The following is a 22,513-nucleotide window of genomic DNA, read 5'->3' as shown; positions in this document are numbered from 1 at the left end:
CACCCGCGCGACGGGTACTCGTGATGCGCAGGCAGGGAAAGTCCCGATGCGAAATCGTCCTATGACATCGGAAACAGAAATTGACGGGACTAACTTGATCGCTCAAGCGCGCCATTCGGGCCGCGGTTCCTGACAAGAGGACGTCTTATGCGATTCGCCGAAACTTGGCATTCCCCCACGCCGGGCCGGTCCCTATGGGACGACACGTCAACTCCCGACCACGACCAGCACGCCGCCCCCACCGGCAGCGCGCACACGCTGCCACGCCGCGCCATCACCGCCGCCGCACTGGGCAATGCAACCGAGTGGTTCGACTATGGCATCTACGCCTATGGGCTCGCCTATATCTCCGCGGCGCTGTTTCCGGGCAGCACGGCAAGCGCCACGCTGTTCGCGCTCGGCACCTTTGCCATATCATTTCTGATCCGCCCGCTCGGAGGTCTGTTCTGGGGGCCGCTCGGCGACCGCTTCGGGCGCAAGAAAGTGCTCGCGCTGACCGTGCTGCTGATGTCGGGCGCCACGCTGCTCGTGGGCCTTCTGCCAACCTATGCGAAAGCCGGCTGGCTCGCACCCGCCGCGCTCATCGTATTGCGCATGATCCAGGGCTTCTCCACCGGCGGTGAATATGGCGGCGCGGCGACCTTCATGGCCGAATACGCGCCCGACGCGCGGCGCGGCTTCTGCGGGAGTTTCCTCGAGTTCGCCACGCTGGCCGGCTTTTCGCTGGGCGCCTTGCTGATGCTCGCGGCGTCGCTCTCGCTCGGCAACGACGCGATGCATGCGTGGGGCTGGCGTCTGCCGTTCCTCGTCGCGGCGCCACTGGGCTTGATCGGCTTCTATCTGCGTTCGCGCATCGAAGACACGCCGGTATTCCGCGAGATGGAAGAGAAGTTCGAGCAACAGGAGCGGGAGCGCCCGGCCATTTCGCTGCGCACGCTGCTGCGCGAGCACCGCGTGCCGCTCGTCCTGCTGGGCGGACTCGTGGTCGCGCTCAATGTCGTGAACTACGTGCTGCTCGCCTACATGCCTACGTACATGCACAAGGAACTGGGCGTGAGCGAGAACATGTCGCTGCTCATTCCGCTCATCGGCATGCTCGCGATGATGGCCCTGCTGCCGTTCGCGGGCCGGCTCTCCGATCACGTGGGCCGCAAGACGCTCTGGTGGTTCTCGCTCGTCGGGCTGTTCGTTGCCGCCGTGCCGATGTTCCTGCTGATGCGCCACGGCGTGGCCGGCGCGCTGATCGGCTTCGCCGTGCTCGGCCTGCTCTATGCGCCGCAGCTCGCGACCATCTCGGCGATGTTCCCCGCCATGTTCCCGACGCAGGTGCGTTATGCGGGGATGGCGATTGCCTACAACGTCTCGACCTCGCTGTTCGGCGGCACCGCGCCGATCGTGAGCGACTGGCTCGTGGACAAGACCGGCAGCCCGCTCGTTCCGGCGTACTACATGATGGCCGCGTGCGCGGTGGGCGCCATCGCACTCTTCTTCGTGATTGAGACGAAGGGCTGTTCGCTGCGCGGGCAACAGGTGCCCGGCAAGGCGCAGCAGTAACGGCATGGCGGGCCGCTCGCGCCCGTCATGCTCCGCCTGCAATGCCCGACCGTGTGTCGGGCATTTTTCCTTGCAGCGACTAACGTTTGAAAATGACCTTCGTCGTCGCGGGGTCGATCGGCGAGGACGAATGCTGGTGGAAGATCTTCCAGCCGTCGCCCGTTTGCCTGAGCGTCGCGCTCACGCGATTGTCCATCGAGCGCAATTCCTCGCCGTCCGCCGCCACCGCTTTGTAGCTCACGAAGGCGTGGACCACGGCAAGGTCCTGCGAGACGGTGGTCTGCGCCTCGCTGAAATCCACGATCACGCGCTCGGCGCCCAGCGAGCCGAACCAGCCCTCCACCATGTTGCGCCATGATGCGATGCCCTCGTACGTCCAGGCCCCCCACATGTCGAAGGCCAGGATGTCCGGGTCGTAGAGCGCGACGAACGCATCGACGTCTTTGGCCAGTACCGCGGCTTTGTATTGGTGCAGCACCTGCAGGATCGGATCGGCGGCTTTGTCCACTGTGTTGTCTCCTGAACCCGGTTGCGTTGGCGAATGAACGGCTGCTTATTAAAGCAACGCCACTCGGCCGCTGTCCAGTGAATTTGCCGCCCTGCCTTTCAGGTGCGCGAAGCGTTAGCGATCACTCGGGCGGCCTTGCCCTGCGGACGCAGCAGCAAATAAAAGGCCGCGCCATGCGTAATCGCCAGCAGCGGCACGACGATCACGGGAATCACGTACGTCGCGCCCAATATTCCCGCATGGACAGGCACACCGGCCTGGATGGCGTGGTAGTAGGCGAAAGCCAGATCCACCGAGCCCACGAGATTGAACGCCACGACGAAGAACCAGAACACCGGGCGCTTTCTCGCCGCGAGTAGCGCAAGCATGGCCAACGCACCCGTTGCAAGGTCCCCATAGGCGGTGGGCACGGCGAAGCTCGCGGGCAGATCGGGACTCACGACGCCCGGCAGCATGAAGACCAGCCCGAAGAAGCGGAAGCTGTGTAGCGTGGCGATCGCGCGTTGCGCGTCGAATGGGTCCATCGACTTGAGCCGGGGCCAGACGTACACGGTAAAGCAAAGGAGCCACGCGACATACCCTAGCGCGAGATGCAAGCGAAAGATCGATTCCGGTGACATGTTGCCTCCTGCAAGGTGCTTTGCGATGAGTGGATGAAATGAAGGGAGATCATGCGGCGCGACGCCGGAACACCTGGCGCAGCGAAAGCGCATGCAGCAGGATCGAACTGGGCACGACGAACGCGGGCGTCAGTACATACGGCCAGGTGCCCGCGTTGAGGCTCGGCATATCCGGAGCGATCAACTGGAATCGGCCGGGCGCCGTGATCATCCCCAGGGTCACGGCGACGGCGAAATCGGCGAGTCCGAAAATGTTCCAGGCGATGGCGGCCTTGCGCCCCTGCGCGGTGCCGCTTGCCACCGCGATGGCCGCCGGCACGGCGAACAGGCCGGTCAGCAGGTCGCCGGTCCCCGCCGGCAGCGCGTCCACGCCGGCCATCGCGCCGTGCAGCCAGGCAGCGATCGCCCAACTGCCGAACACGCGGTAAAACTGCAGCGCGATGAGCCAGGCCGCCGGCATCGCATCGAGCACTTGCCCCACCCGCTTCGACAGCAGCAGTAGCGGCGTGCCGACAATCAACGGGAGGAATATCGCCAACGGTAGCCACGGCAACGGCGGCGGTACGGCGCTCAGCCGAAAGACGCCATGGATCGCCGCGCTCCAGACGACTGCAAACCAAAGCGCATGCGCCATGAGAATCGCAAGCCAGGTCGCACGGCGTTGGCTCAGCGTCAGGTCGGTGCGTTCGAGGCCGAGCCACAAACCGAGCGCCATGAACATCTGGGCGATGAGTTGGTGCGCCGTGGTTTGAAAACCGCTGCCCGGAATCGCCGGCAGCCAGTACATTACGGCGATCCACAGCAACGTGAGCGGTGCGACCCAGCGCAGGCTGCGCCAGGCCGGGCGCGGGGGGATGATGCCAACGGGAACGGCGGGCGTGCTCATCAACGGTTCTCCAGATGAATGCCGGACTTCGCGGTGGATCCTGCCTGCGCGCGACGCAGTTTGCGCGCGTCATCGGCCGGCACGTTAGGTGTACCATCGTTTCCCGCGAGCGACTATTCATCACAATGTTGATGTGCTATGAAGCAGAACTTCACAGTCAGGCAAGGTGCGCTCGATGGCGTGGAGGCGTTCCTGAGCGTTGCCAGGCACCGCAGTTTTCGCAAGGCGGCAGCGGACCTCGGGGTGACGCCTTCGGCCATCAGCCAGGCGGTGCGTGTGCTCGAAGAGCGCATTGGCGCGGCGCTTTTCGTGCGCACCACGCGCAGCGTCGGCCTGACCGAAGCCGGCGAACGGTTTCTTTCGCGCGCCAAGCCGGCCTTCGAGGAACTGGTCGCCGCGAGCGAAGTCGCGCGCGACCTCGGCCAGCGCCCCACGGGCTTGTTGCGGCTCTCCGTGCCGCGCGCGGTCGTCCCGCTGCTGCTCGAGCCACTGCTCGCTTCGTTCTGCCAGGCTTATCCCGAAGTGGAGGTGGAAATCGCCGTGAGCAAGGAAGTGGTCGATCTCGCGGCGGAAGGCTTCGACGCCGGCATCCGGCTCGGTCAGCTGGTCGCCGCCGACATGGTGGCGGTGCCATTGACGCCGCCGTTTCGGCTCGTTGTCGTCGGTAGTCCTGCCTATTTTTCCGCCAACAAACGGCCATGCCACACGGACGACCTGCGCCAGCACGCCTGCTTGCGCTGGCGGCGCTCCAACGGCGCGCTGGCCTCTTGGTCATTCGACGACCACGGGCACACCGTGGAGATCGCCGTCTCCGGACCGCTGATCGCCAGCGATTTCCCGACCATGATGGGCGCGGCGCTGGAAGGCATAGGCCTCGCGCAGCTACCCGAGCCGATGGTTTCCGATGCGGTGAAAGCGGGCAAACTCGTGCGCGTGCTCGACGCCTGCGCGCCGATGCTGCCGGGCGTGTTTCTCTGCTATCCGAGCCGCCGCCAGATCATGCCCAAGCTGCGCGCGTTCATCGACCATGTGAAGAGCCGCAAAGCGGGCGCGGGTCAGACCAGGGGCCGTTGAACCCACCCGCGGCGCTTCGACGTCAAGCGATGCTCTCCCAGGCGCCCGAGCGGGCCGAGCGGAACACGGCGTCGATCACCCGCATGTTCGCGCAGGCGTCTTCCAGCGCGATCGCCTGGGGCGTGCCGTTCAATATCGCCTCGGCAAAAACGGCCGCTGCCACGCCGTATTGATCGCATACGGGCAGTTCCAGCCAGCGATCCGCTTCTCCCTGCTTGCTCAACAGCAGCCGCGTCGGCCGGTCATTCGGCGCGTTGAATGGAATTTCGACCTCGACTCGCCCGGTCGTCCCATGAAACTGCATGCGCTGGTAAGGATGAATCTGGGTGGAATAAAAGAAGCTCGCTTGCACGCCGTCGAAATCCATCAGCACGGAGCCAAGGCGGTCCACTTCAAACGACGGGTCACGCTCCATCAGCGCGACCACGCGTTTCGGCTCACGCCCGAGAATGAGGCGCGACGTCGTGATCGGATAACAGCCGATATCCAGCAAGCCGCCGCCGCCCATTTCGCTATGGTTGCGAATGTCCTGCACGTTGGTGTTGTAGTAAGTAAAGCCGCCGGTCACCGCCCGCAATTCGCCTATCGCGCCCTCTTCGATCAACGCGCGCACCTTGAGCCACTGGGGATGCGTGCGCACCATGAAGGCTTCCTGGATGTACCGCCCGCTCTTGTCGCGCGCGGCGATCAATCGTTGCGCTTGTTGCGCATCGAGCCCGATCGGCTTTTCGCATAGCACATGCTTGCCCGCCTCGACGGCCTTGATCGTCCATTCCACGTGAAGGTGATTGGGCAACGGTATATAAACTGCATCGATTTCCGGGTCTGCCAGCAGTGCCTCATAACTGTCGTATGCGTGCGCGAGGCCATATTTCGCCGCGGCAGCCTGGGCCTTCTGCGCTGAACGCGAAGCAATCGCTTTAACGCGGCACTTCGGTGCGTGGTGCATGGGCACGACGACCTTGTCGTTGATCTTCGACGTACCCAGGATGCCCCAGACGATTTCATCCTTTGCCATGACGTTCCCTCTGGATTCGATTGTGTGATGCCCGGAATGGACTGAATGGAACTCACTCTTAACGAGAGTTGCAAACGAGCGCTGCACATCGAACTGCAAACGCTCGAATGCGGGAGTTTACACCCGCGAAAACCCTCACTTCACTCGTTCGCGAACGCGTGTTGCAACAACTGATAACAACTGACGGGAAGATGAAAGCATGGCGTCACGAGAGATTCGCCTTCCAGCCCCACATTGCTCGGGCTGTGCGCAAGTCCCTCGCAGTTCCCCACAATGCAATACAAAAAAACGAGGTGAAAGATGGAGAATACGAACCGGTGGTCGCGGTTAGGCGCAGTCGTTGGCGCGGGTGCGATGGCACTTGCGGGTGTGCACACAACGGCTTACGCAGGCGACATGAAGGATGTGAAGCACGTCCTGCTGATCAGTTTCGACGGCCTGCATGAACAGGACGTGGCCCGTTGCATCGGCAGCAATGCCTGCCCCAACCTCGCGCTGCTCGCGAAGTCGGGCGTAACCTACACGAACGCACACACGCCGCATCTGTCCGATTCGTTCCCGGGCCTCACGGCGCTCGTCACGGGCGGCTCGCCGAAGAGCGCGGGCCTCTTCTATGACGTGTCATATGACCGTACGCTCTACGCACCGCTCGACTCGCACTGCAAGGGCCCGCAAGGCTGGAACGTCGTGTTCGACGAAACGACCGGCATCGACGGCGAGAACGGCGGCGCGCTGACCCACCTCGACGGCGGCGGCGCGTTCAATCCGCAAGCCATCCCCTACGCGAAGGTCAACGGCGTTTGCACGCCCGTGTACCCGCACAATTACATCAAGACGAACACCGTCTTCGAAGTCATCAAGCAGAACATCCACGGCTCGCGCACCGCGTGGGCGGACAAGCATGCATGGGGCTACGACTGGGTCAACGGCCCTTCGGGCAAGGGCGTGGACGATCTGGCGCGCACCGAGATCAATTCGATCGATCCGAAGACCGGCACCTATTATCTGGACACCTACACGCATACCGAAGTCTTCGACAACATCCACGTGCAGGCGCTGATCAACGAGATCGACGGCCTCGACTCGACGGGCAAGACGAGCGCGCCGGTGCCCACGATGTTCGGCACGAACTTCCAGACGCTTAGCGTTGCGCAGAAGTCGCCGGTGGCGCAACAAGGCGGCTATCTCGACGCCGACTTTACGCCCGGCCCGCAGGTCGCCGCCGCGATCACGTACCTGGACAACTCGCTCGGGCGCGTGGTGCAGGAACTGAAGCAGCGCAACCTCTACTCGTCGACGCTCATCATCGTGACGGCCAAGCACGGCCAGTCGCCGACCGATCACTCGAAGCTGGTGAAGAACGGCGACACGCTCACGAAGCTGCTCGAGGCCAACAACTATCTGGACCCGAACGGCAACTTCGGCCAGAACAACACGAAATCGGGCAACCTGAACGACGGCTCGGGCCTCCCGGGCACCGGCATGGTGCAGACCGACGACGTGGGCCTGATCTGGCTGCGCGATCAGAGCCAGAAGGACGCCGTGGTGAAGACGCTGCAGGCGAACCTGAGCTGTAACGCGCCGGGCATTTGCGCGGACGGTCCGCAGGCGTACATCCTCACCGGCGACCGCCTTGCCGACTGGTTCGGCAATCCGTCGAACGGCCGCACGCCGGACATCATCGTGCAACCGAACCCGGGCGTGATCTATACGTCGAGCACGGCGAAGGATGAAGAGCACGGCGGCAACGCCCCCGACGACAGCCATCTGGGTCTCGTCGTGTCGTTCCCCGGCATTCATCACGCCGGCCGCACGGACGACCACTACGTCTTCACGACCCAGGTCGCACCGACGATCCTGAGCGCGCTCGACGTGGACCCGCATCTGCTGCATGCGGTTCAGCTCGAAGGCACGCATCGCCTGCCGGGCCTGGGTCTCGACGAGAAGTAAGGAGCGGCTGGCTGCGGCAGTCATCGAAAGTTCGATGGCTGCCGCGTCAGCGGGCTGACTAGACCGTCTGCAGCCCCTCGATATCGCAGATGCGGATCAGCTTGCCCTGCGCGTCGATCAGGCCGCGCTTCTGGAAGCGCGACAAGATCCGGCTCACGGTTTCGAGCGTGATGCCGAGGTAGCTGCCCATGTCCTCGCGCGACATGCGCAGACGGAACTCCGCCTGCGAATAGCCGCGCTGCCAGTTGCGCGACGACACGTCGAGCAGGAAGGCGGCCACGCGTTCTTCGGCGGTGAGCGAGCCCAGCACCATCATCTGCGAGGCTTCCTGGTTGAACTGGTCGCCCATGAGCCGGTGCAGCCGGTCCTGCATCGTGCCGCTTTCGCGGCACAAGCCCTTGAGCGCGGCGTAGGGAAGCGTGCAAATCGAACTGTCTTCGAGCGCAACGGCGCTGAACGCGTGCACGTCGGTGGCGATGCCGTCGAGCCCCAGCGCGTCGCCCGCGAGACGCAGCCCGGTGATCTGCTCGCGGCCGTCGCGGTTGACGATCAGCGTCTTGAGCGAGCCGGAGCGCACGGCGTAGAGGCTGTCGAAGCGGTCGCCCGAGCGATACAGCGCCTCGCCGCGGCGCACCTTGCGCGCCCCGCAGATCAGCGCCTCGAGCTTCGGCAGGTCTTCTGCCGGCAGACCTTGCGGCATGCAAAGATGGCGCATGGAGCACCCCGAACAGCGTGCGCTGGGTGGCGTTCCGGCGAGAGGAGCGCGGCTGCTTTGGCGCACGACGATAGCCGATCCTGCGACGGGTGAGAGCATCGAACGACTCCTTCTTTAACATTTTTTAAGATTTCGACGCATTGTCACACCATGCGCGTGCGTCAATGTGGTGGCAAAATGCCGCGCACTAGAACCGCAGCGCTTTGAGCCTTGTCAGGCAACGGTTTCACGGCCTCTTGCGCGAGCGCAAGCGACCGAAAAGCAACACCTGTGCAACCCCAGCGGGAACAAGAAAACCGCCGTACTCGCGTACGGCGGCTCGTGGCGTTGAACCGTCAATCGTTGACACGCGCTCTGCGGCTCACCCCGCTACCAGACTGCGCTCGGCCACCTCGTCCACGGCCTGCTTGACGATCCCGACGATCTCGTCGGCCTCGGCGCGCGTCATGACGAGCGGCGGCGCAAAGCCCAGGATGTCGCCATGCGGCATGGCGCGCGCGATCACGCCGCGCTGCAGCGCCGCCGCCGAAACCTTCGGCCCGATCTTCAGCGCCGGGTCGAACGGCTTGCGCGCTTCCTTGTCGGCCATGAACTCCAGCGCCGCGAGCATGCCCACGCTGCGTACCTCGCCCACGAGCGGGTGTGCGCCGAAGGCCTCGCGCAGCTTCGCGCCGAAGTACGAGCCGACCTGCACGGCGTTCTCCACGAGCTTCTCGCGCTCGAGGATCGCCAGATTGGCGAGCGCGGCCGCGGCACACACCGGGTGCCCCGAATAGGTCCAGCCGTGCCCCATCGGCCCGTGCTCCTGCGAGCCGCGCGCGATCACGTCCCAGACCTTCTCGCCCACGATCACGCCGGAAAGCGGCGCATACGCGCTCGTGAGGCCCTTCGCGACCGTGATGAGATCCGGTTCGATGCCGAAGTGCTGCGCGCCCATCTTCGAGCCCAGACGCCCGAAGCCGCACACCACTTCGTCGGAAATCAGCAGGATGTCGTGCTTGCGCAGCACCGCCTGGATGGCAGGCCAGTAGCCTTTGGGCGGCTCGATGATGCCGCCCGTGCCCATCACCGGCTCGGCGATGAACGCGGCGACCGTGTCCGCGCCTTCGCGCGCGATCAGCTTCTCGAGCTCTTCCACGCAGTACGCGACGAACTGCGCCTCGTTCATGCCCGCGGGCGCCTTGCGATACCAGTGCGGGCAGACCGTATGCTTCACGCGGTCGATCGGCAGATCGAAATGCTGATGGAAGCTCGGCAGGCCGGTGAGGCTGCCCGTGACGATGCCCGAGCCGTGATAGCCGCGATCGCGCGAGATGATCTTCTTCTTGTTCGGGCGGCCCAGCACGTTGTTGTAGTACCAGACGATCTTGACCTGCGTTTCGTTCGCATCCGAACCGGACATGCCGTAGTACACCTTCTTCATGCCGGCAGGCGCCCAGTCGATGATGCGCGACGACAGCTCGATGATCGCGTCCGACGAATGGCCCACATAGGTGTGGTAGTACGCGAGCTGCTTCGCCTGCTCGTACATGGCGTCGGCGACTTCGGTGCGGCCATAGCCGATGTTCACGCAGTAGAGGCCCGCGAAGGCGTCGATATACTGCTTGCCCTGATGGTCTTCGATGCGAATGCCCTTGCCGCCGCGCACGATCTTGCCCGGCAGTGCGCCGCTCTCGTGGTCGTAGGCGTGCGTGGACGGGTGCATGAAGTGCGCGCGGTCCTGCTCGAAGAGTGCGTCGATGCGTTGAGTCATGTTGTCCTCCTGATTCCGGTTCAGGCCATGGCCGCGAGCGGCAGGCCGAGATTGCCAAGACAAAAATATTTGGTTTCCACGAAGGGCTCGAAACCCTCCGCGCCACCTTCGCGGCCAAGGCCCGAGGCCTTCATGCCGCCGAATGGGATGGGCGCGCCCGTGAACTTCACGCCGTTCACCGAGACCATCGCGAAGTCGAGCCGCCGCACCAACTGGAAAATCGTGTCCATGCGCGTGGCGCACACGTAGGCCGCGAGGCCATACTCCGTGTCGTTCGCCTTGGCGATCACTTCATCGAGCGTGTCGAACGCGCAGACCGCCGAAATGGGCGCGAAGCTTTCCTCGTCGTACACGCGCATGCCGGGCCCGGCATCCGCGATCACGGTGGGCTCGTAGTACCAGCCGCCCAGCGCATGCGGCTGGCCGCCCGCCACGATGCGCGCGCCCTTCTCGCGTGCATCGGCCACGCGCGCGGCCGTGCTGTCGAACGCGGCCTGATGCATGAGCGGGCCCACGTCCACCTCTTTCTCGAATGCGGGGCCGGTCTTGAGCGCGCGCACCGCTGCCGCATAGCGTTCGACGAACGCTTCGTAAAGCGGCCGCGCCACGAAAATACGGTTCGCCGCGCAGCAGTCCTGGCCCGAGGTCTGGAATTTCGCGCCCACGGCAATCCTTACGGACTGCTCGAGATCGGCGTCTTCCGTGACGATGAACGGTGCGTTGCCGCCCAGTTCCAGCGCGACCTTCTTGATGCCCGCCCGCGCCGCCGCCTGCGTGACGAGCGAGCCCACTCGCGTCGATCCCGTGAAACTCACGGCACGCACGCGTGTGTCACTCACCAGCGTTTCCATCGCCATTTGCGGCTCGCCGAGCACCACGTTGTAGACGCCCGCCGGAAAGCCCGCCTCCTCCGCGAGTTGCGCCAAGGCGAGCGCCGAATACGGCGTTTCGTGCGCGGGTTTCACGACGACCGTGCAGCCGGCAGCGAGCGCGGCGGCGGCCTTGCGCGTGATCATCGCCACCGGAAAGTTCCATGGCGTGATGAGCGCCGCGACGCCCACCGGTTCCATCACCGTGCCCAGATGCGCACCGTCGATATGGGTGGGAATCGTACGGCCTGCCAGGCGTTTCGCCTCATGCGCATACCATTCGACGAAGCTCGCCGCATAGCGGATTTCGCCGCGCGATTCGGCCAGCGGCTTGCCCTGCTCCAGCGAGAGCAGCGCCGCAAGATCCTCCTGGTGCCGCACGATCCGTTCGTGCCAGCGCATGAGCGCCGCGATGCGCTGCGCTTGCGAGACCCAGCGCCACGATTCGAAGGCGCGCTGTGCGGCGTCGACTGCACCGGTGATCTGTGCGCGGACGAGCATGGGCACGTGGCCGATCACCGACTGGTCCGCAGGGTTCTGCACGGCCACGGTGGCCGCGCTATCGCTATGCACCCAGCGGCCGTCCACGTAGCACAGCGATTTGAACAGAATGGGGTGTCCTGGCAGCATCTCGTCTACTCCTTGTCAGGTCTGTCGATATGCAATCGATTCTGAGGCCGGCTGCGCGATGGATTTTTTGGTTTTCGGCCCCGCGCACTTGCGCTTTTTTCCGAACCGCCGCGCGCGGGCGCGAAATATTCACGCGCTCTCCAGGGCCCACGCAGGCGCGTGGCTGGGCGCGCACTTCACCACCTTCGTGACGATGTAGGTGAAGTAGCGCTCGATCCCGAGATCCTCCATCAGCAGTGCATCGATAAAGCGCTGGTAATGGTCGATGTCGCGCGCCATCACATGCAGCACGTAGTCCACCCCGCCGCCCGTGGCGTAGCACTGCATGACTTCCCCGGCCGCGCTCACGCGCTCTTCGAAGCGCCGCATGTCGGGCGCGGTATGGCGCGATAGCGTCACCTCCACGACGATACGGCTGCCACGCATCGCGCCTACCCAGTCCACCTCGGCGTGATAGCCGCGTATCACGCCGCTTTCCTCGAGCTTGCGCACGCGCTCCCAGGCCGGTGAAATCGAAAGATTGACCTCTTCGGCGAGCTTCGATTTCGTGATGCGGCCATCGCGCTCGAGGATGCGCAGGATGGCGAGGTCGTAACGGTCGAGCTTGATCACGGCGCGCTCATGCCGCCACGGGCAGGTTGCGTTCGACGACGTCGGCGACCACGGCCACGGTGTCGCCCGCCTGCACGAGACCAGGGAAATGGCGCGCCGCCAGCAGCCCCCCGCATTGCGCGCGATATTCCACGGCGCGCGCGCCGGTGCGGTCGATGTCGTGCACGCGCGCGAGCACCTCGCCCGCCTTGACGGTATCGCCGAGATCGCGGCACATCTCCAGCATGCCGCGATGCTCGCTCGTGGTGTAGCAGGTGCCGTCGGGCATGTCGAGCAAGGTGGTCGTGCGCGGGCCGACGCTGCGCTCGCTGGCCTTGCGCTCGATGACGCCCGCGTGCGCAAGAAAACCGCGCACGCCGCGATCCGCAATCGCCACGCTATGCGCGGTGGAAGTGCCGCCGCCGCCCAGTTCGGTCGAAACGAACACCTTGCCCGCTTCCTCCACGGCGCTGTCGAACAAGCCGACGCTGTCGAGTTCCAGCATGCGCATGGAGTACGGCGCGCCGAACGCACGCATCGCACGCTCGCAACGCGCCTGCTGATCGCCATCGGGCAGCACATGAATCGCCGCGAACGGCACGAAGTCAAGCGTGCGCCCGCCCGCGTGAATATCGAGCACGTAATCGGCGCGCGCCAGCAACTCGCGCTGGAAGTAATCGGCGATCTTCTCGGTCACGCTGCCGTCGGGGCGCCCCGGAAAGCTGCGGTTCAGATTGCCCGCATCGACCGGCGAGGTGCGCGTGCCCGCACGAAACGCGGGATAGTTCATGTACGGCACGATGATCACGCGGCCGTTCACGTCCGCGGCCTGCAGCGAGCCCGCCAGCTTGGCGAGCGCGATCGGCCCTTCGTATTCGTCGCCATGATTGCCGCCCGTGAGCAGCACGGTCGGCCCCTCGCCGTGCTTGACCACGGTGAGCGGAATCATGATTGCGCCCCACGCGGAATCGTCGCGCGAATAAGGCAGCCTCAAAAAGCCGTGTTGCACGCCATTGGCGTCGTAATCGACGGTCGGCGTAATCGGTGACGCACGCATCGGCCCTACTCCTTCACGAACAGTTTGCGCGGCGTGGTGCAGAACGTTTCGACGCCGGTTTCGGTAATCAGGATGCTTTCGGTGATTTCGAGGCCCCAGTCGTCGAGCCACAGGCCCGGCATGAAGTGAAACGTCATGCCGGGTTCGAGGACCGTGCGGTCGCCCGGGCGCAGGCTCATGGTGCGCTCACCCCAGTCGGGCGGAAAGCTCGCGCCGATGGGGTAGCCGCAGCGGCTGTTCTTCTCGATGCCCGATTTGCGCAGCACCGCAAAGAACGCATTGGCGATGTCCTCGCACACGTTGCCGGGCTTCGCGGCGGCGAGGCCGGCCTCGATGCCTTCCACCACGGCCTTCTCCGCATCGAGAAAGTGCTTTGGCGGCTTGCCGAGATAGACGGTGCGCGACTGCGGGCAGTGATAGCGGTGGTAGCAGCCCGCGATCTCGAAGAACGTGCCCGCATTCGCCGTGAATGCCGAGTCGTCCCACGTGAGATGCGGGGCCGCGGCGTCGGCGCCGGTGGGCAAGAGCGGCACGATGGCGGGATAGTCGCCGCCGTGGCCTTCCACGCCCGTAATGCCCGCTTCATAGATCTGCGCAACCAGGTCGCACTTCCTCATGCCCGGCTCGACCACGTCGAGAATGCGCGCGTGCATTTTCTCGACAATGCGCGCCGCGACGCGCATGTACTCGATCTCGCGCGGCGACTTCACCGCGCGCTGCCAGTTCACCAGCGCGGTGGCATCCACCCAGCGCGCCTTGGGCAAATGGCGCTGGAGCGACGCGTAGGCCGCCGCACTGAAGTAGTAGTTGTCCATCTCCACGCCAATGCGCAGCGTGTCCCAGCCGCGCGCGGCGATGACTTCCGTGCTCAGGTAGTCCATGGGGTGACGCACAGGCGACTGAACGTAATGATCAGGATAGCCAATTATATTGCCGTGCGACATGAACGCCGTGCGCTTCGCGCCGTTCGCGTCCTGGCCGCGGCCGAACCAGACGGGTTCGCCGTCCATGGTCAGCAGCACGCATTGATGGACATAGAACGACCAGCCGTCGTAGCCGGTCAGCCAGTTCATGTTGGTCGGGTCCGTGACGATCAGCAGATCGATGCCTTCGTCCTGCATCGCGCGGCGCGTCTTGGCAATGCGCGCGTCGTATTCGCTGCGCGCGAACACGAGGCGCGGCGCCACCTCACTCTTTTCAGTTGCTGCGGACATCTTTCCCTCTCAAGGCGTGACTGCGTTGCGAAACACCGCGCCCGCACCGGCCGCGCGGGCGCGCTGCAAGGCGAGAACGGCAATGGCGGTGTCCTGCGCCCCGGTGCCGGTGAGGTCGCAGATCGTGATGTCGTTTGCGTGTACGCGGCCCTCGCGGCGGCCCGCGATGACTTCGCCCAGCTCCGCGAAGCCGCGATCGGGCGCGACCTTGTGCGCTTCGATCGCGTGCCTGAGTTCGCCGAGCACGCGCGTTTGCTGCAAGCGGTCGCAAACATAGCGCGCCGATTCGAACACCGAGGGCGCGAGTTCGTTCTTGTACTCGGCGTCGGAGCCCATGGCCGTGAGGTGCAAACCGGCGTGCAGGTCCGCCGCGTGAACGAGCGGTGTGCGGCTCGGTGTCGTCGTCACGGCCACGTCGGCCTGCGCGAGCGCGTCGTGCGCCGAAGCGGCAACGCGCGCGCGTACGCCGTGGCGGCGTTCGGCGTCGGCGGCGAAGTCGGAAGCACGTGCCGCATCGCGGGCCCAAACGCTCACGCTGTCGATCTTGCGCACCAGCATGAGCGCATCGAGCTGCAGGCGCGCCTGCTCGCCCGCGCCGATGATCGCCGCATGGCGCGCGTCGGGACGCGCAAGCCAGCGCGCGGCCACGGCACCCGCCGCGGCGGTGCGCACGGCAGTCAGATAACCGTTGTCGAGCAGCACGGCTTCGGTAAGACCTGTGCGCGCCGACAGCACCAGCATCAGCCCGTTCAGGCTCGGCAGGCCGAGCGAGGGATTATCGAAAAAGCCGGGGCTGATCTTGATGGCGAACTGCTCGAAGCGCGGCAGATACGCCGTCTTCACATCGACCTCGCCATGCCGCTCGGGCAGCGCAAGGTTGAGAACGGGCGGCATGACAACGGCTTCGGTTGCGAGCGCAACGAATGCGGACTCGACCTGATCGACAGCCGCAAGATCGAGCGGGACCAGTTCGCGCAATTGCCCGGCGCCCAGCAACGTAACCGGCGGCAACTCAGGTGGCAATTCGGGTGACAACTCGGAATGCATTTCAAACCTCCGTCACGAGGCGGCGGTGCACCGTCATGTCGATGTTCGCGCCGCTCACGACGATCACGATCGGGCCTTGGCTGCGCTCGATGTGCCCGTCGAGCAACGCCGCCATGCCCACCGCGCCCGCGCCTTCCACCACAAGACGCTCTTCGCGGTACGCATGGGCCACGCCGCGCACGATCGAGGGCTCGCCGAGCAGGATGACGTCGTCAGCCAGCGCTCGGGTGAGCGCAAAGGTGTGGCGATTGTCGAGACCAATGCCGCCGCCCAGCGAATCGGCCAATGTTTCGCTTTCCTCAACGTCGACGGGATGGCCCGCCGTGAGACTCGCGTGCATGGCCGCACCGCGCGCCATCGAAACGCCGATGGCGCGCACGTCCGGCCGAATCTGCTTCGCCGCGAAGGCCACGCCGCTGAAGAGTCCGCCGCCCGACAGCGGCACCACGAGGGTCGCAGTGTCGGGCAGCGCTTCGAGAATTTCGAGGCCGATGGTGGCCTGCCCGGCGATCACGCGCAGGTCGTCGAACGGCGGCACGAACGCATAGCCTTCTTCTCGCATGAGGCGCTGTGCTTCGATCTGCGCCTCGTCCTGGCTCTTGCCCGCGATCACCACGCGCGCGCCCAGCGCGGCCACGGCTTCGACCTTGTTGGGCGGCACGAGCGACGACATGCACACGGCCGACTCCATGCCCAGCGCGTGGGCCGCATAGGCGAGCGCACGGCCATGATTGCCCGTGGATGCGGTGACGACGCGCTTCACGCCCGACTCGGCGAGATGCGCCACCGCATTGGTCGCGCCGCGCAACTTGAAGCTGCCCGTGGGCTGCACGGTTTCGAGCTTGAAGTAAACCGGCACGCCCACGCGCGCCGACAAGGTGGGAGACGCCACGAGCGGGGTGTGCGCTACGCGGCCCGCGAGGCGCTGGCGCGCGCGGTAGACATCCGCAAGCGAAAGTGACGAAAGCGAAAGCGACGACATGAAATGCACGTTCCTTCCAGTGAATCTGTGCAATCCAGTCTAATGAGCCAAAACGGGCTTTCTAATGTCCTGGTACAATCCGCGCCCATCGCGGCATACGAAAAACGCCTAGCTGAAATCGTGCACGTGCGGATACTGCTCGAACACGCCCGCCATGGTCTGCAGCGCGTTGCGGCACGCGGCGTCCGAAGCTTCCGCGCCAAGGCTGATGCGCACCGCATTGGGACGCTGAGTGCCGCCCACGAGAAATGGGTCCGGCGAGGTCACGGCAATCTGGCGATTGCGCAATTCGCGCACGAGGCGGTCCGCCTGCCAGTAGTCGGGCACACGCAGCCAGGCGGAAAGCGCGTTGGGATGCGCGCCGAGCACATAGTCGCCCAAGGCCGCGCGCACCATCGCCTGGCGCGCCGCGAGCCGCTCGCGCTGCAGTTCCACGAGGCGGCGCGCGGTGCCGTCCATGATCCAGCGCGTGGCGATTTCCGCAATCGGCGAAGTCGCCATCCAGCTGCTCACGCGCAGCACGCTTTCCACGCGCAGCGCAAGCCGGCGCGGCATGGCGAGATAGCCTGTGCGCAGGCCGGTGAGCACTGATTTGGTCATGCTCGTGCAATAGAAAGCCAGCTCGGGAATCAGGCTCGCAACAGGCACGTTGGCTTTCGCGGGCAGCGCGCCATACACATCGTCCTCGATCACATACACGCCATAGCGCTGGGCGATGCGCGCAATCGCGCGGCGGCGCGAATCGGGCAGCACGGACATGGTGGGATTGTTGAAGGTCGGCGTGCACACGAGCGCACTCACGCGCTCGCTGTCGCACATCTCCTCGAAATGCTCGGGACGGATGCCGTATTCATCGATTTCGAGCCCCTTGAGCGTGAAACCCAGCACGTTTGCCGAGCCGATCACACCGTGGTCCGTGAGACTTTCGCAGAGCACGGTGTCGCCGGGGCCGACCGTGGACGCGAGCGCGAGGAAAATGCCGTGCGCCGCGCCATTGGTGATGAGGAGCGATTCGGGTTTCACCGGCATGTTGAGCGAGGCGAGCCACGCCGCGCCCGCCTGGCGATGATGTTCGAAGCCCGCGATGGGGCGAAACGAGCGAATCCACGGTTGATCGTCCAGCGTGGCGAGCGTCGCGCACACGTCGCGCCACGCGGCGTCGTGCTGCGGCGTGTGGACGATGCGCGCAATGGAAAAGTCGACGATCTCGCGCTCGGCCGTGTCGAGAATATAGTTCGACATCGACTCGGTCACGCGCGCAGCGACGAAGCTGCCGCGCCCTACCTCGCAGCGAATCAGGCCCTGTCTTTCGAGTTCCTTGTAGGCATTGGTGACCGTCTGCACGCTCACGCCCAGTTCCGCTGCCACCTCGCGCTGCGGCGCGAGGCGCACGCCGGAAACGAGCGCTCCGCGCTCGATGTCCTGTGCAATCGCCTTGACCAGCCGTTTGTATTTGGACTCCGCGCCGTGCGCGGCCCCGACCGCGTCACGCCACTCGCCCGAAATCGTCGCCCACGCCATCTCGATCCGCTCCTCGGTAAGCGTTCATGGTCGCTCAGAAACGGGGCGGAAAATAATTGTCTCAGGACAATTGCGGGTAAAAAAAGGACAATCAGGTCCGGAAAATCGACACCGCCTGTGAAAGCCGGTGTGCCTGCCCCGAGAGCGAATCGGCGGCGGCAGCGGCCTCTTCCACGAGCGCCGCGTTCTGCTGTGTCACCTCGTCCATCTGCGTGACGGCGCGGCCGATCTGCTCGATGCCAAGACGCTGCTCGGACGAAGCCTCGGAGATGCCCGTGATGATGTCCGTGACGTTTTCGACCGAGCGCACGATGCTCTCCATCGTCGCGCCAGCCGCGCGCACGCGCTCCGACCCCTCGCGCACCTGCCCGACCGATGCGTCGATCAGCACCTTGATTTCGCGCGCCGCGCTCGCGCTGCGCTGCGCAAGCGAACGCACTTCGGAGGCGACGACCGCGAATCCGCGCCCTTCCTCGCCCGCGCGCGCGGCCTCCACGGCGGCGTTGAGCGCAAGAATGTTGGTCTGGAACGCGATGCCTTCGATCACGCCCGTGATCTCGACCATTTTTTCCGAAGAGTTCTGAATGGCCGACATCGTATCCACCACCGCCGCCACCGCCGCGCCGCCATCGGCCGCCGCCGTGCTGGCCGTGGAAACGAGCTGGCGAGCGTGGTTGGCGTTGACCTCGTTGTTCTGCACCGTCGAGGTGAGCTGCTCCATGCTGGCCGCGGTTTGCTGCAGCGAGGCGGCCTGCTCTTCGGTGCGCGACGAGAGGTCCGTATTGCCCGCGGCGATCTCGCCCGCGCCCGACGTCACGGATTCCGCGCCTGACCGGATCTCGCTGATCATGGTGACGAGGCTCGTTTGCATGCGCGCAATCGACGCCAGCAGGCTGCGTTCGTCGCCGGGCCGCAACTCGACGTTGCCGGTCAGGTCGCCCGTCGCGATACGGTGCGTGACCGCCACCGCATAGTGCGGTTCGCCGCCGAGCGTGCCCACTAGATTGCGGATGATCTGCCACGACAGCACGCCGATGCCCGCCACCGCCGCGATGATGAGTGCGAGCAGCACGCGGCCGGTGCGCCAGAAGGTGGCGTCGATATCGTCGAGAAAGAAGCCCGTGCCGATCCACCAGCCCCACGGCGCGAACTCCACGATGCCGTTCATCTTCGCCGTGAGTTGGCCCGTGGCGGGGTGTTTGGCCATCGTCATCATCACGGGGATGTGTTCGCGCGCGAGCATCTCGCGGTAAAGATCGGTGTCGGGCCGCCCGTCGGGCGCCTTGCCGACATTGACCCTGCCGATCGACGCCAGATTGCGGTGAACCAGCGTCGTGCCGTCGGGCAGGCGCGCCCAGAAGTAGCTTCGATCGGAATAGTTGAGCTGGTTCAGCGCCTGCTGTGTGGCCGCCTGCGCCTGCTCGCGGGTCATTTCCCGGCGACTTCCTGGTCGTGATAGAAGGTGGCGAGATGCTCCGCCATTTGCAGCAGATTCGTGATCTTGCCGCGCGTTTCGTCGAGCATTTCCCGCTTGAGGCTGACGAGCCCATAGCCGCCAATGGCGATCAAGCCGATCAGCGCCGTGATGACCAGAAGAAGGAGTCGTGTGGAAATTCGCATGAAACGTTCGTAGGCCTTATCAGTTTTATGTGCGGTGCGCGTCGTTTCTGGCGGTCATCCCTGTCCCCGGGGCTAACCTGAAGGTGCCTAGACGCGCGGCCGACCTTGCAGCGCTGGCGCGATGCGAGCGCCGGCGTTGTCTCTCCTTCCCGATAACGGCGCCTTGCGCGCCGTCTTGAGGGACGACATGCAATTTTTGTGTGACAAGCTTACGCTGTCAAGCCTTGTTGCCTTACAAATTTAGCCAATCTGACGATCTGCTTTCACTTCACGTCGAGTTGTTTCCGCATAGAAGCCGTAAGGCGCTGGCGCGCCATTCCGTAGTCGCTCCACGGATCGACACGCAATGCTTTGAGCCGCTCGCGCACGTTCGCGACGTTCCACTGGTCGCCACCGGTGAGCGTGTGCAGTTCGTCCCAATCCACCGGCACCGAGACGCCGAGACCGGGCCGCGCCCGTGGCGCATACGCCGCGGCCGTGCTCGCGCCGCGGTTGTTGCGCAGGTAGTCGACGAAAATGCGGCCCTTGCGGTTTTGCGGCCCCATCTTCGCGCTGAAGCGCTCGGGCAGCGTCGCCGCCATGTAGCTCGCCACCGCGCGCGCGAAGTCCTTCGCCTCGGCCCAGCCGGTATGGCGCGTGAGCGGCACGACCAGGTGCAGGCCCCGTCCACCGCTCGTCTTGCACCATGCCCGCAGGCCCAGCGCGTCGAGCAGCTCGCGCGTGAGCTGCGCGGCCTCGAGCATGCGCTCCCATGCGAGCGAGGGATCGGGGTCCAGGTCGAAGACGATGCGGTCGGGCTTTTCGATGCTCGCCGCGAGCGCATTCCAGGTGTGCAGTTCGATCGTGTCCATCTGCGCCGCGCCGACCAGCGCCTCGGTGGAATCGAGGGTGAGCAGCGGCGCATGGCCCGGATCGAGGCCGGCGTGCTGCGTGGCATGGGGAATCTGCAGCGCGTTGGCGTGCTTCTGGAAGAAAAGCTCGCCGCCCACACCCTTGGGCGCGCGCGCGAGGGCCACGGGCCGCCCCTGCACGTGCGGCAGCAGCCATGCGGAAATCGCTTCGAAGTACTCGACGAGATCGATCTTGCGCAGTCCGCTTTGCGCGTCGATCACGCGTTCGGGATGCGTGATGCGCACGCCGGCGACCTCGGCTTCGTCGTGCCCGGCGCGGCGCGTGCGGCTCGCCGTCTTTGGCGCGTTCGTCGAAGCTTGCTCTGCGACCTGCTTTTCCCGATGTTTCGACGCTGCTTGCACCGGCGGCGATTGCGCTTCGCGCACGATGTCCTTCGCAGGCTTGTCCGTACGCAGCCCGACGAACGACGCCTGGCGCACCACGCCCGCGCTCGTCCAGGTCTTGAAGCGCACCTCCGCCACGAGTTCGGGCCGCACCCAGTGCACGCCCGCGCGACGCTCGGCCGCCGGCACCGCCGCGAACGGCGAGGTTTTGCGCTCGCGCGCACGCAGTTCGCCCGCAATCGCGTCGAGCCGCGCTGCGTCGAAACCCGTTCCCACCTTGCCGGCATATTGCAGCGTGCCATCGTCGCCATGCACGCCGATCAGCAGCGCGCCGAACCCCTCGCGGCTGCCCTTCGGTTCCGTATAGCCGCCGATCACGAACTCCTGGCGCCGGGAGCAGCGCAGCTTGAGCCACGCGGCGCTGCGCGTGGACGTGTAAGGGCTGTCGCGCCGCTTGGCAACGAGCCCTTCGAGATTCGCCTCGCAGGCGGCTTCGAGCATTGCCTTCGGCTCGCCTTCGAAGGCCTCCGAAAAACGCAGCGCGTCGTCAGGCTTCTGGGCAAGCAGCGCCGAGAGCTTGTCGCGCCGCGACTCGAGCGCCACGTTGCGCAAGTCCGCGCCGTCGAGCCAGGGCAGATCGAAGAGCCAGAACGTGATGTCGTCGGCGCGCCCCGCGTCGAACGCGTTCTGCAGCGCCTGGAAGTTGGGCACGCCGGCCGCGTCGAGCACCACGGCCTCGCCGTCCAGCCACGCCGATTCGACCTTCAGCGCGCGCAGCGCTTCCACCTGGCGCGGGAACTTCGCCGTCCAGTCGTTGCCGGTGCGAGTGAAGATACGCACATCGCCCTTGCCGCGCGCGAGCCGGTCGATGCGCGCCAGCACGCGGTAGCCGTCGAATTTCAATTCGTAGAGCCAGGTGTCGCCGTGGGGTGGGGCATCGGCGGGCGTCGCGAGTTCAGGGGCGAGTGTGTCCGGCAGCGGTGCGCGCACCGCGCCTTCCAGTGCCGTCGCAGCCGCCTGCTTCGCGGCCCCGTTGCCCGCCCGCGGGCGCTTTTTCGATGCCTTCGACGCTTTCGACGCGGCAGGTTTGTCCTCGACGACGTGGAATTCGTCTTCGGGCACGGCCTCGTCGTCGCGCTGCTTGATGAGCAGCCAGCTCTCCTGTTTGCCGTCGTGGATGGGGCTGCGCACGAGCGCCCAGCCGCCGTGCAGCCGCTCGCCCTCCAGCGTGAACTTGAGTTTGCCTTGCGCATAGCCTTCGCGCGCGCCGCGCAAGCCACCCTCGGGACGCCACACGCCGTGGTCCCAGATCGCCACCGCGCCTGCGCCATAGCTGCCTTCGGGAATGCGCCCTTCGAACGAGCCATATTCGAGCGGATGATCCTCCACATGCACGGCGAGCCGTTTCACCGCTGGGTCGAGGCTCGGGCCCTTGGGAATGGCCCACGACTTGAGCGTGCCGTCCAGTTCGAGGCGAAAGTCGTAATGCAGCCGCCGCGCGTCGTGACGCTGGATCACGAACGACCCTTCACCATCGCGTGGTCGCGCGCTGTGGCGAGCGGCCCTGCCGCGCGGCTCCGGCGTTTCGTCGAAGCGGCGTTTCTGTTCGTAGACTTCGAGCTTTTGCTTCATCGTTCGCCCCTTGTTTCTCTCTCTGAGCCGCGCGCGC

General features: G+C 65.4%; 19 protein-coding genes. 3 read left to right on the top strand and 16 right to left on the bottom strand.

Going from position 1 to position 22,513, the window contains the following annotated elements:
* Positions 1-147 precede the first annotated feature (147 nt).
* On the top strand, positions 148-1,554 hold the full coding sequence (locus A3CW_RS0112075; protein WP_028203808.1) for an MFS transporter: 1,407 nt from the start codon (positions 148-150) through the stop codon (positions 1,552-1,554).
* Between the two features lie 79 nt (positions 1,555-1,633).
* Here A3CW_RS0112075 and A3CW_RS0112070 read toward each other — a convergent pair whose 3' ends face one another.
* The 3 genes from A3CW_RS0112070 to A3CW_RS0112060 form a co-directional block, all read right to left on the bottom strand.
* The gene (locus tag A3CW_RS0112070) at positions 1,634-2,062 is read right to left on the bottom strand and encodes a YybH family protein (RefSeq protein WP_028203807.1); all 429 of its coding nucleotides are present in this window, start codon (positions 2,060-2,062) and stop codon (positions 1,634-1,636) included.
* Positions 2,063-2,160: 98 nt separating this feature from the next.
* Entirely contained in the window at positions 2,161-2,682 is a 522-nt protein-coding gene (locus A3CW_RS0112065) for a hypothetical protein (RefSeq protein WP_028203806.1), read from the bottom strand.
* 49 nt (positions 2,683-2,731) lie between these two features.
* Positions 2,732-3,568: a hypothetical protein gene (locus A3CW_RS0112060; RefSeq protein WP_028203805.1), complete on the bottom strand. Its 837-nt coding sequence runs from the start codon at positions 3,566-3,568 to the stop codon at positions 2,732-2,734.
* A gap of 138 nt (positions 3,569-3,706) precedes the next feature.
* Here A3CW_RS0112060 and A3CW_RS0112055 point away from each other — a divergent pair, with 138 nt between their 5' ends.
* Positions 3,707-4,642 (top strand): LysR family transcriptional regulator, encoded by a 936-nt coding sequence (locus A3CW_RS0112055; RefSeq protein WP_028203804.1) that lies wholly within the window; start codon positions 3,707-3,709, stop codon positions 4,640-4,642.
* 22 nt (positions 4,643-4,664) lie between these two features.
* Here the strand turns inward: A3CW_RS0112055 and A3CW_RS0112050 are convergent, their stop codons facing one another.
* A complete protein-coding gene (locus A3CW_RS0112050; protein WP_028203803.1) occupies positions 4,665-5,660 on the bottom strand; it encodes a Gfo/Idh/MocA family protein in 996 nt (331 codons plus the stop codon).
* A 300-nt stretch (positions 5,661-5,960) separates the two neighbouring features.
* Here A3CW_RS0112050 and A3CW_RS0112045 point away from each other — a divergent pair, with 300 nt between their 5' ends.
* Complete coding sequence (locus A3CW_RS0112045) at positions 5,961-7,610, top strand: alkaline phosphatase family protein (protein WP_028203802.1); 1,650 nt, start codon at positions 5,961-5,963, stop codon at positions 7,608-7,610.
* Positions 7,611-7,668: 58 nt separating this feature from the next.
* Here A3CW_RS0112045 and A3CW_RS0112040 read toward each other — a convergent pair whose 3' ends face one another.
* The 12 genes from A3CW_RS0112040 to ligD form a co-directional block, all read right to left on the bottom strand.
* Complete coding sequence (locus A3CW_RS0112040) at positions 7,669-8,424, bottom strand: helix-turn-helix domain-containing protein (RefSeq protein ID WP_081771625.1); 756 nt, start codon at positions 8,422-8,424, stop codon at positions 7,669-7,671.
* Between the two features lie 262 nt (positions 8,425-8,686).
* The gene (locus A3CW_RS0112035) at positions 8,687-10,078 is read right to left on the bottom strand and encodes an aspartate aminotransferase family protein (RefSeq protein WP_028203800.1); all 1,392 of its coding nucleotides are present in this window, start codon (positions 10,076-10,078) and stop codon (positions 8,687-8,689) included.
* A gap of 20 nt (positions 10,079-10,098) precedes the next feature.
* Positions 10,099-11,577, bottom strand: a complete 1,479-nt coding sequence (locus A3CW_RS0112030) for an NAD-dependent succinate-semialdehyde dehydrogenase (RefSeq protein WP_028203799.1) — start codon at positions 11,575-11,577, stop codon at positions 10,099-10,101.
* A gap of 129 nt (positions 11,578-11,706) precedes the next feature.
* A complete protein-coding gene (locus tag A3CW_RS0112025) occupies positions 11,707-12,189 on the bottom strand; it encodes an Lrp/AsnC family transcriptional regulator (protein ID WP_028203798.1) in 483 nt (160 codons plus the stop codon).
* A 7-nt stretch (positions 12,190-12,196) separates the two neighbouring features.
* Positions 12,197-13,225, bottom strand: a complete 1,029-nt coding sequence (doeB, locus tag A3CW_RS0112020) for a N(2)-acetyl-L-2,4-diaminobutanoate deacetylase DoeB (protein ID WP_028203797.1) — start codon at positions 13,223-13,225, stop codon at positions 12,197-12,199.
* A gap of 5 nt (positions 13,226-13,230) precedes the next feature.
* Positions 13,231-14,439, bottom strand: coding sequence for an ectoine hydrolase DoeA (doeA, locus tag A3CW_RS0112015; protein ID WP_028203796.1), 1,209 nt, complete (start codon positions 14,437-14,439; stop codon positions 13,231-13,233).
* A 9-nt stretch (positions 14,440-14,448) separates the two neighbouring features.
* On the bottom strand, positions 14,449-15,486 hold the full coding sequence (locus tag A3CW_RS0112010; protein ID WP_051481408.1) for a cyclodeaminase: 1,038 nt from the start codon (positions 15,484-15,486) through the stop codon (positions 14,449-14,451).
* Between the two features lies 1 nt (position 15,487).
* A complete protein-coding gene (gene eutB, locus A3CW_RS0112005) occupies positions 15,488-16,468 on the bottom strand; it encodes a hydroxyectoine utilization dehydratase EutB (protein WP_028203794.1) in 981 nt (326 codons plus the stop codon).
* Between the two features lie 108 nt (positions 16,469-16,576).
* Positions 16,577-17,989 (bottom strand): MocR-like ectoine utilization transcription factor EhuR, encoded by a 1,413-nt coding sequence (gene ehuR / locus A3CW_RS0112000; RefSeq protein WP_028203793.1) that lies wholly within the window; start codon positions 17,987-17,989, stop codon positions 16,577-16,579.
* A 91-nt stretch (positions 17,990-18,080) separates the two neighbouring features.
* Entirely contained in the window at positions 18,081-19,421 is a 1,341-nt protein-coding gene (locus A3CW_RS46025) for a methyl-accepting chemotaxis protein (protein WP_154677916.1), read from the bottom strand.
* Complete coding sequence (locus A3CW_RS54415; protein ID WP_154677915.1) at positions 19,418-19,609, bottom strand: hypothetical protein; 192 nt, start codon at positions 19,607-19,609, stop codon at positions 19,418-19,420. Before A3CW_RS54415 ends, A3CW_RS46025 begins: the two co-directional genes overlap by 4 nt.
* Before the next feature lie 263 nt (positions 19,610-19,872).
* On the bottom strand, positions 19,873-22,476 hold the full coding sequence (gene ligD / locus A3CW_RS0111990) for a DNA ligase D (RefSeq protein ID WP_028203792.1): 2,604 nt from the start codon (positions 22,474-22,476) through the stop codon (positions 19,873-19,875).
* Between the last annotated feature and the right edge of the window lie 37 nt (positions 22,477-22,513).

Source organism: Paraburkholderia nodosa DSM 21604 (assembly GCF_000519185.1).
GTDB lineage: Bacteria > Pseudomonadota > Gammaproteobacteria > Burkholderiales > Burkholderiaceae > Paraburkholderia > Paraburkholderia nodosa.
Note: the sequence above shows the minus strand (reverse complement) of the source record. Positions and strands in the feature narration are given on the sequence as shown.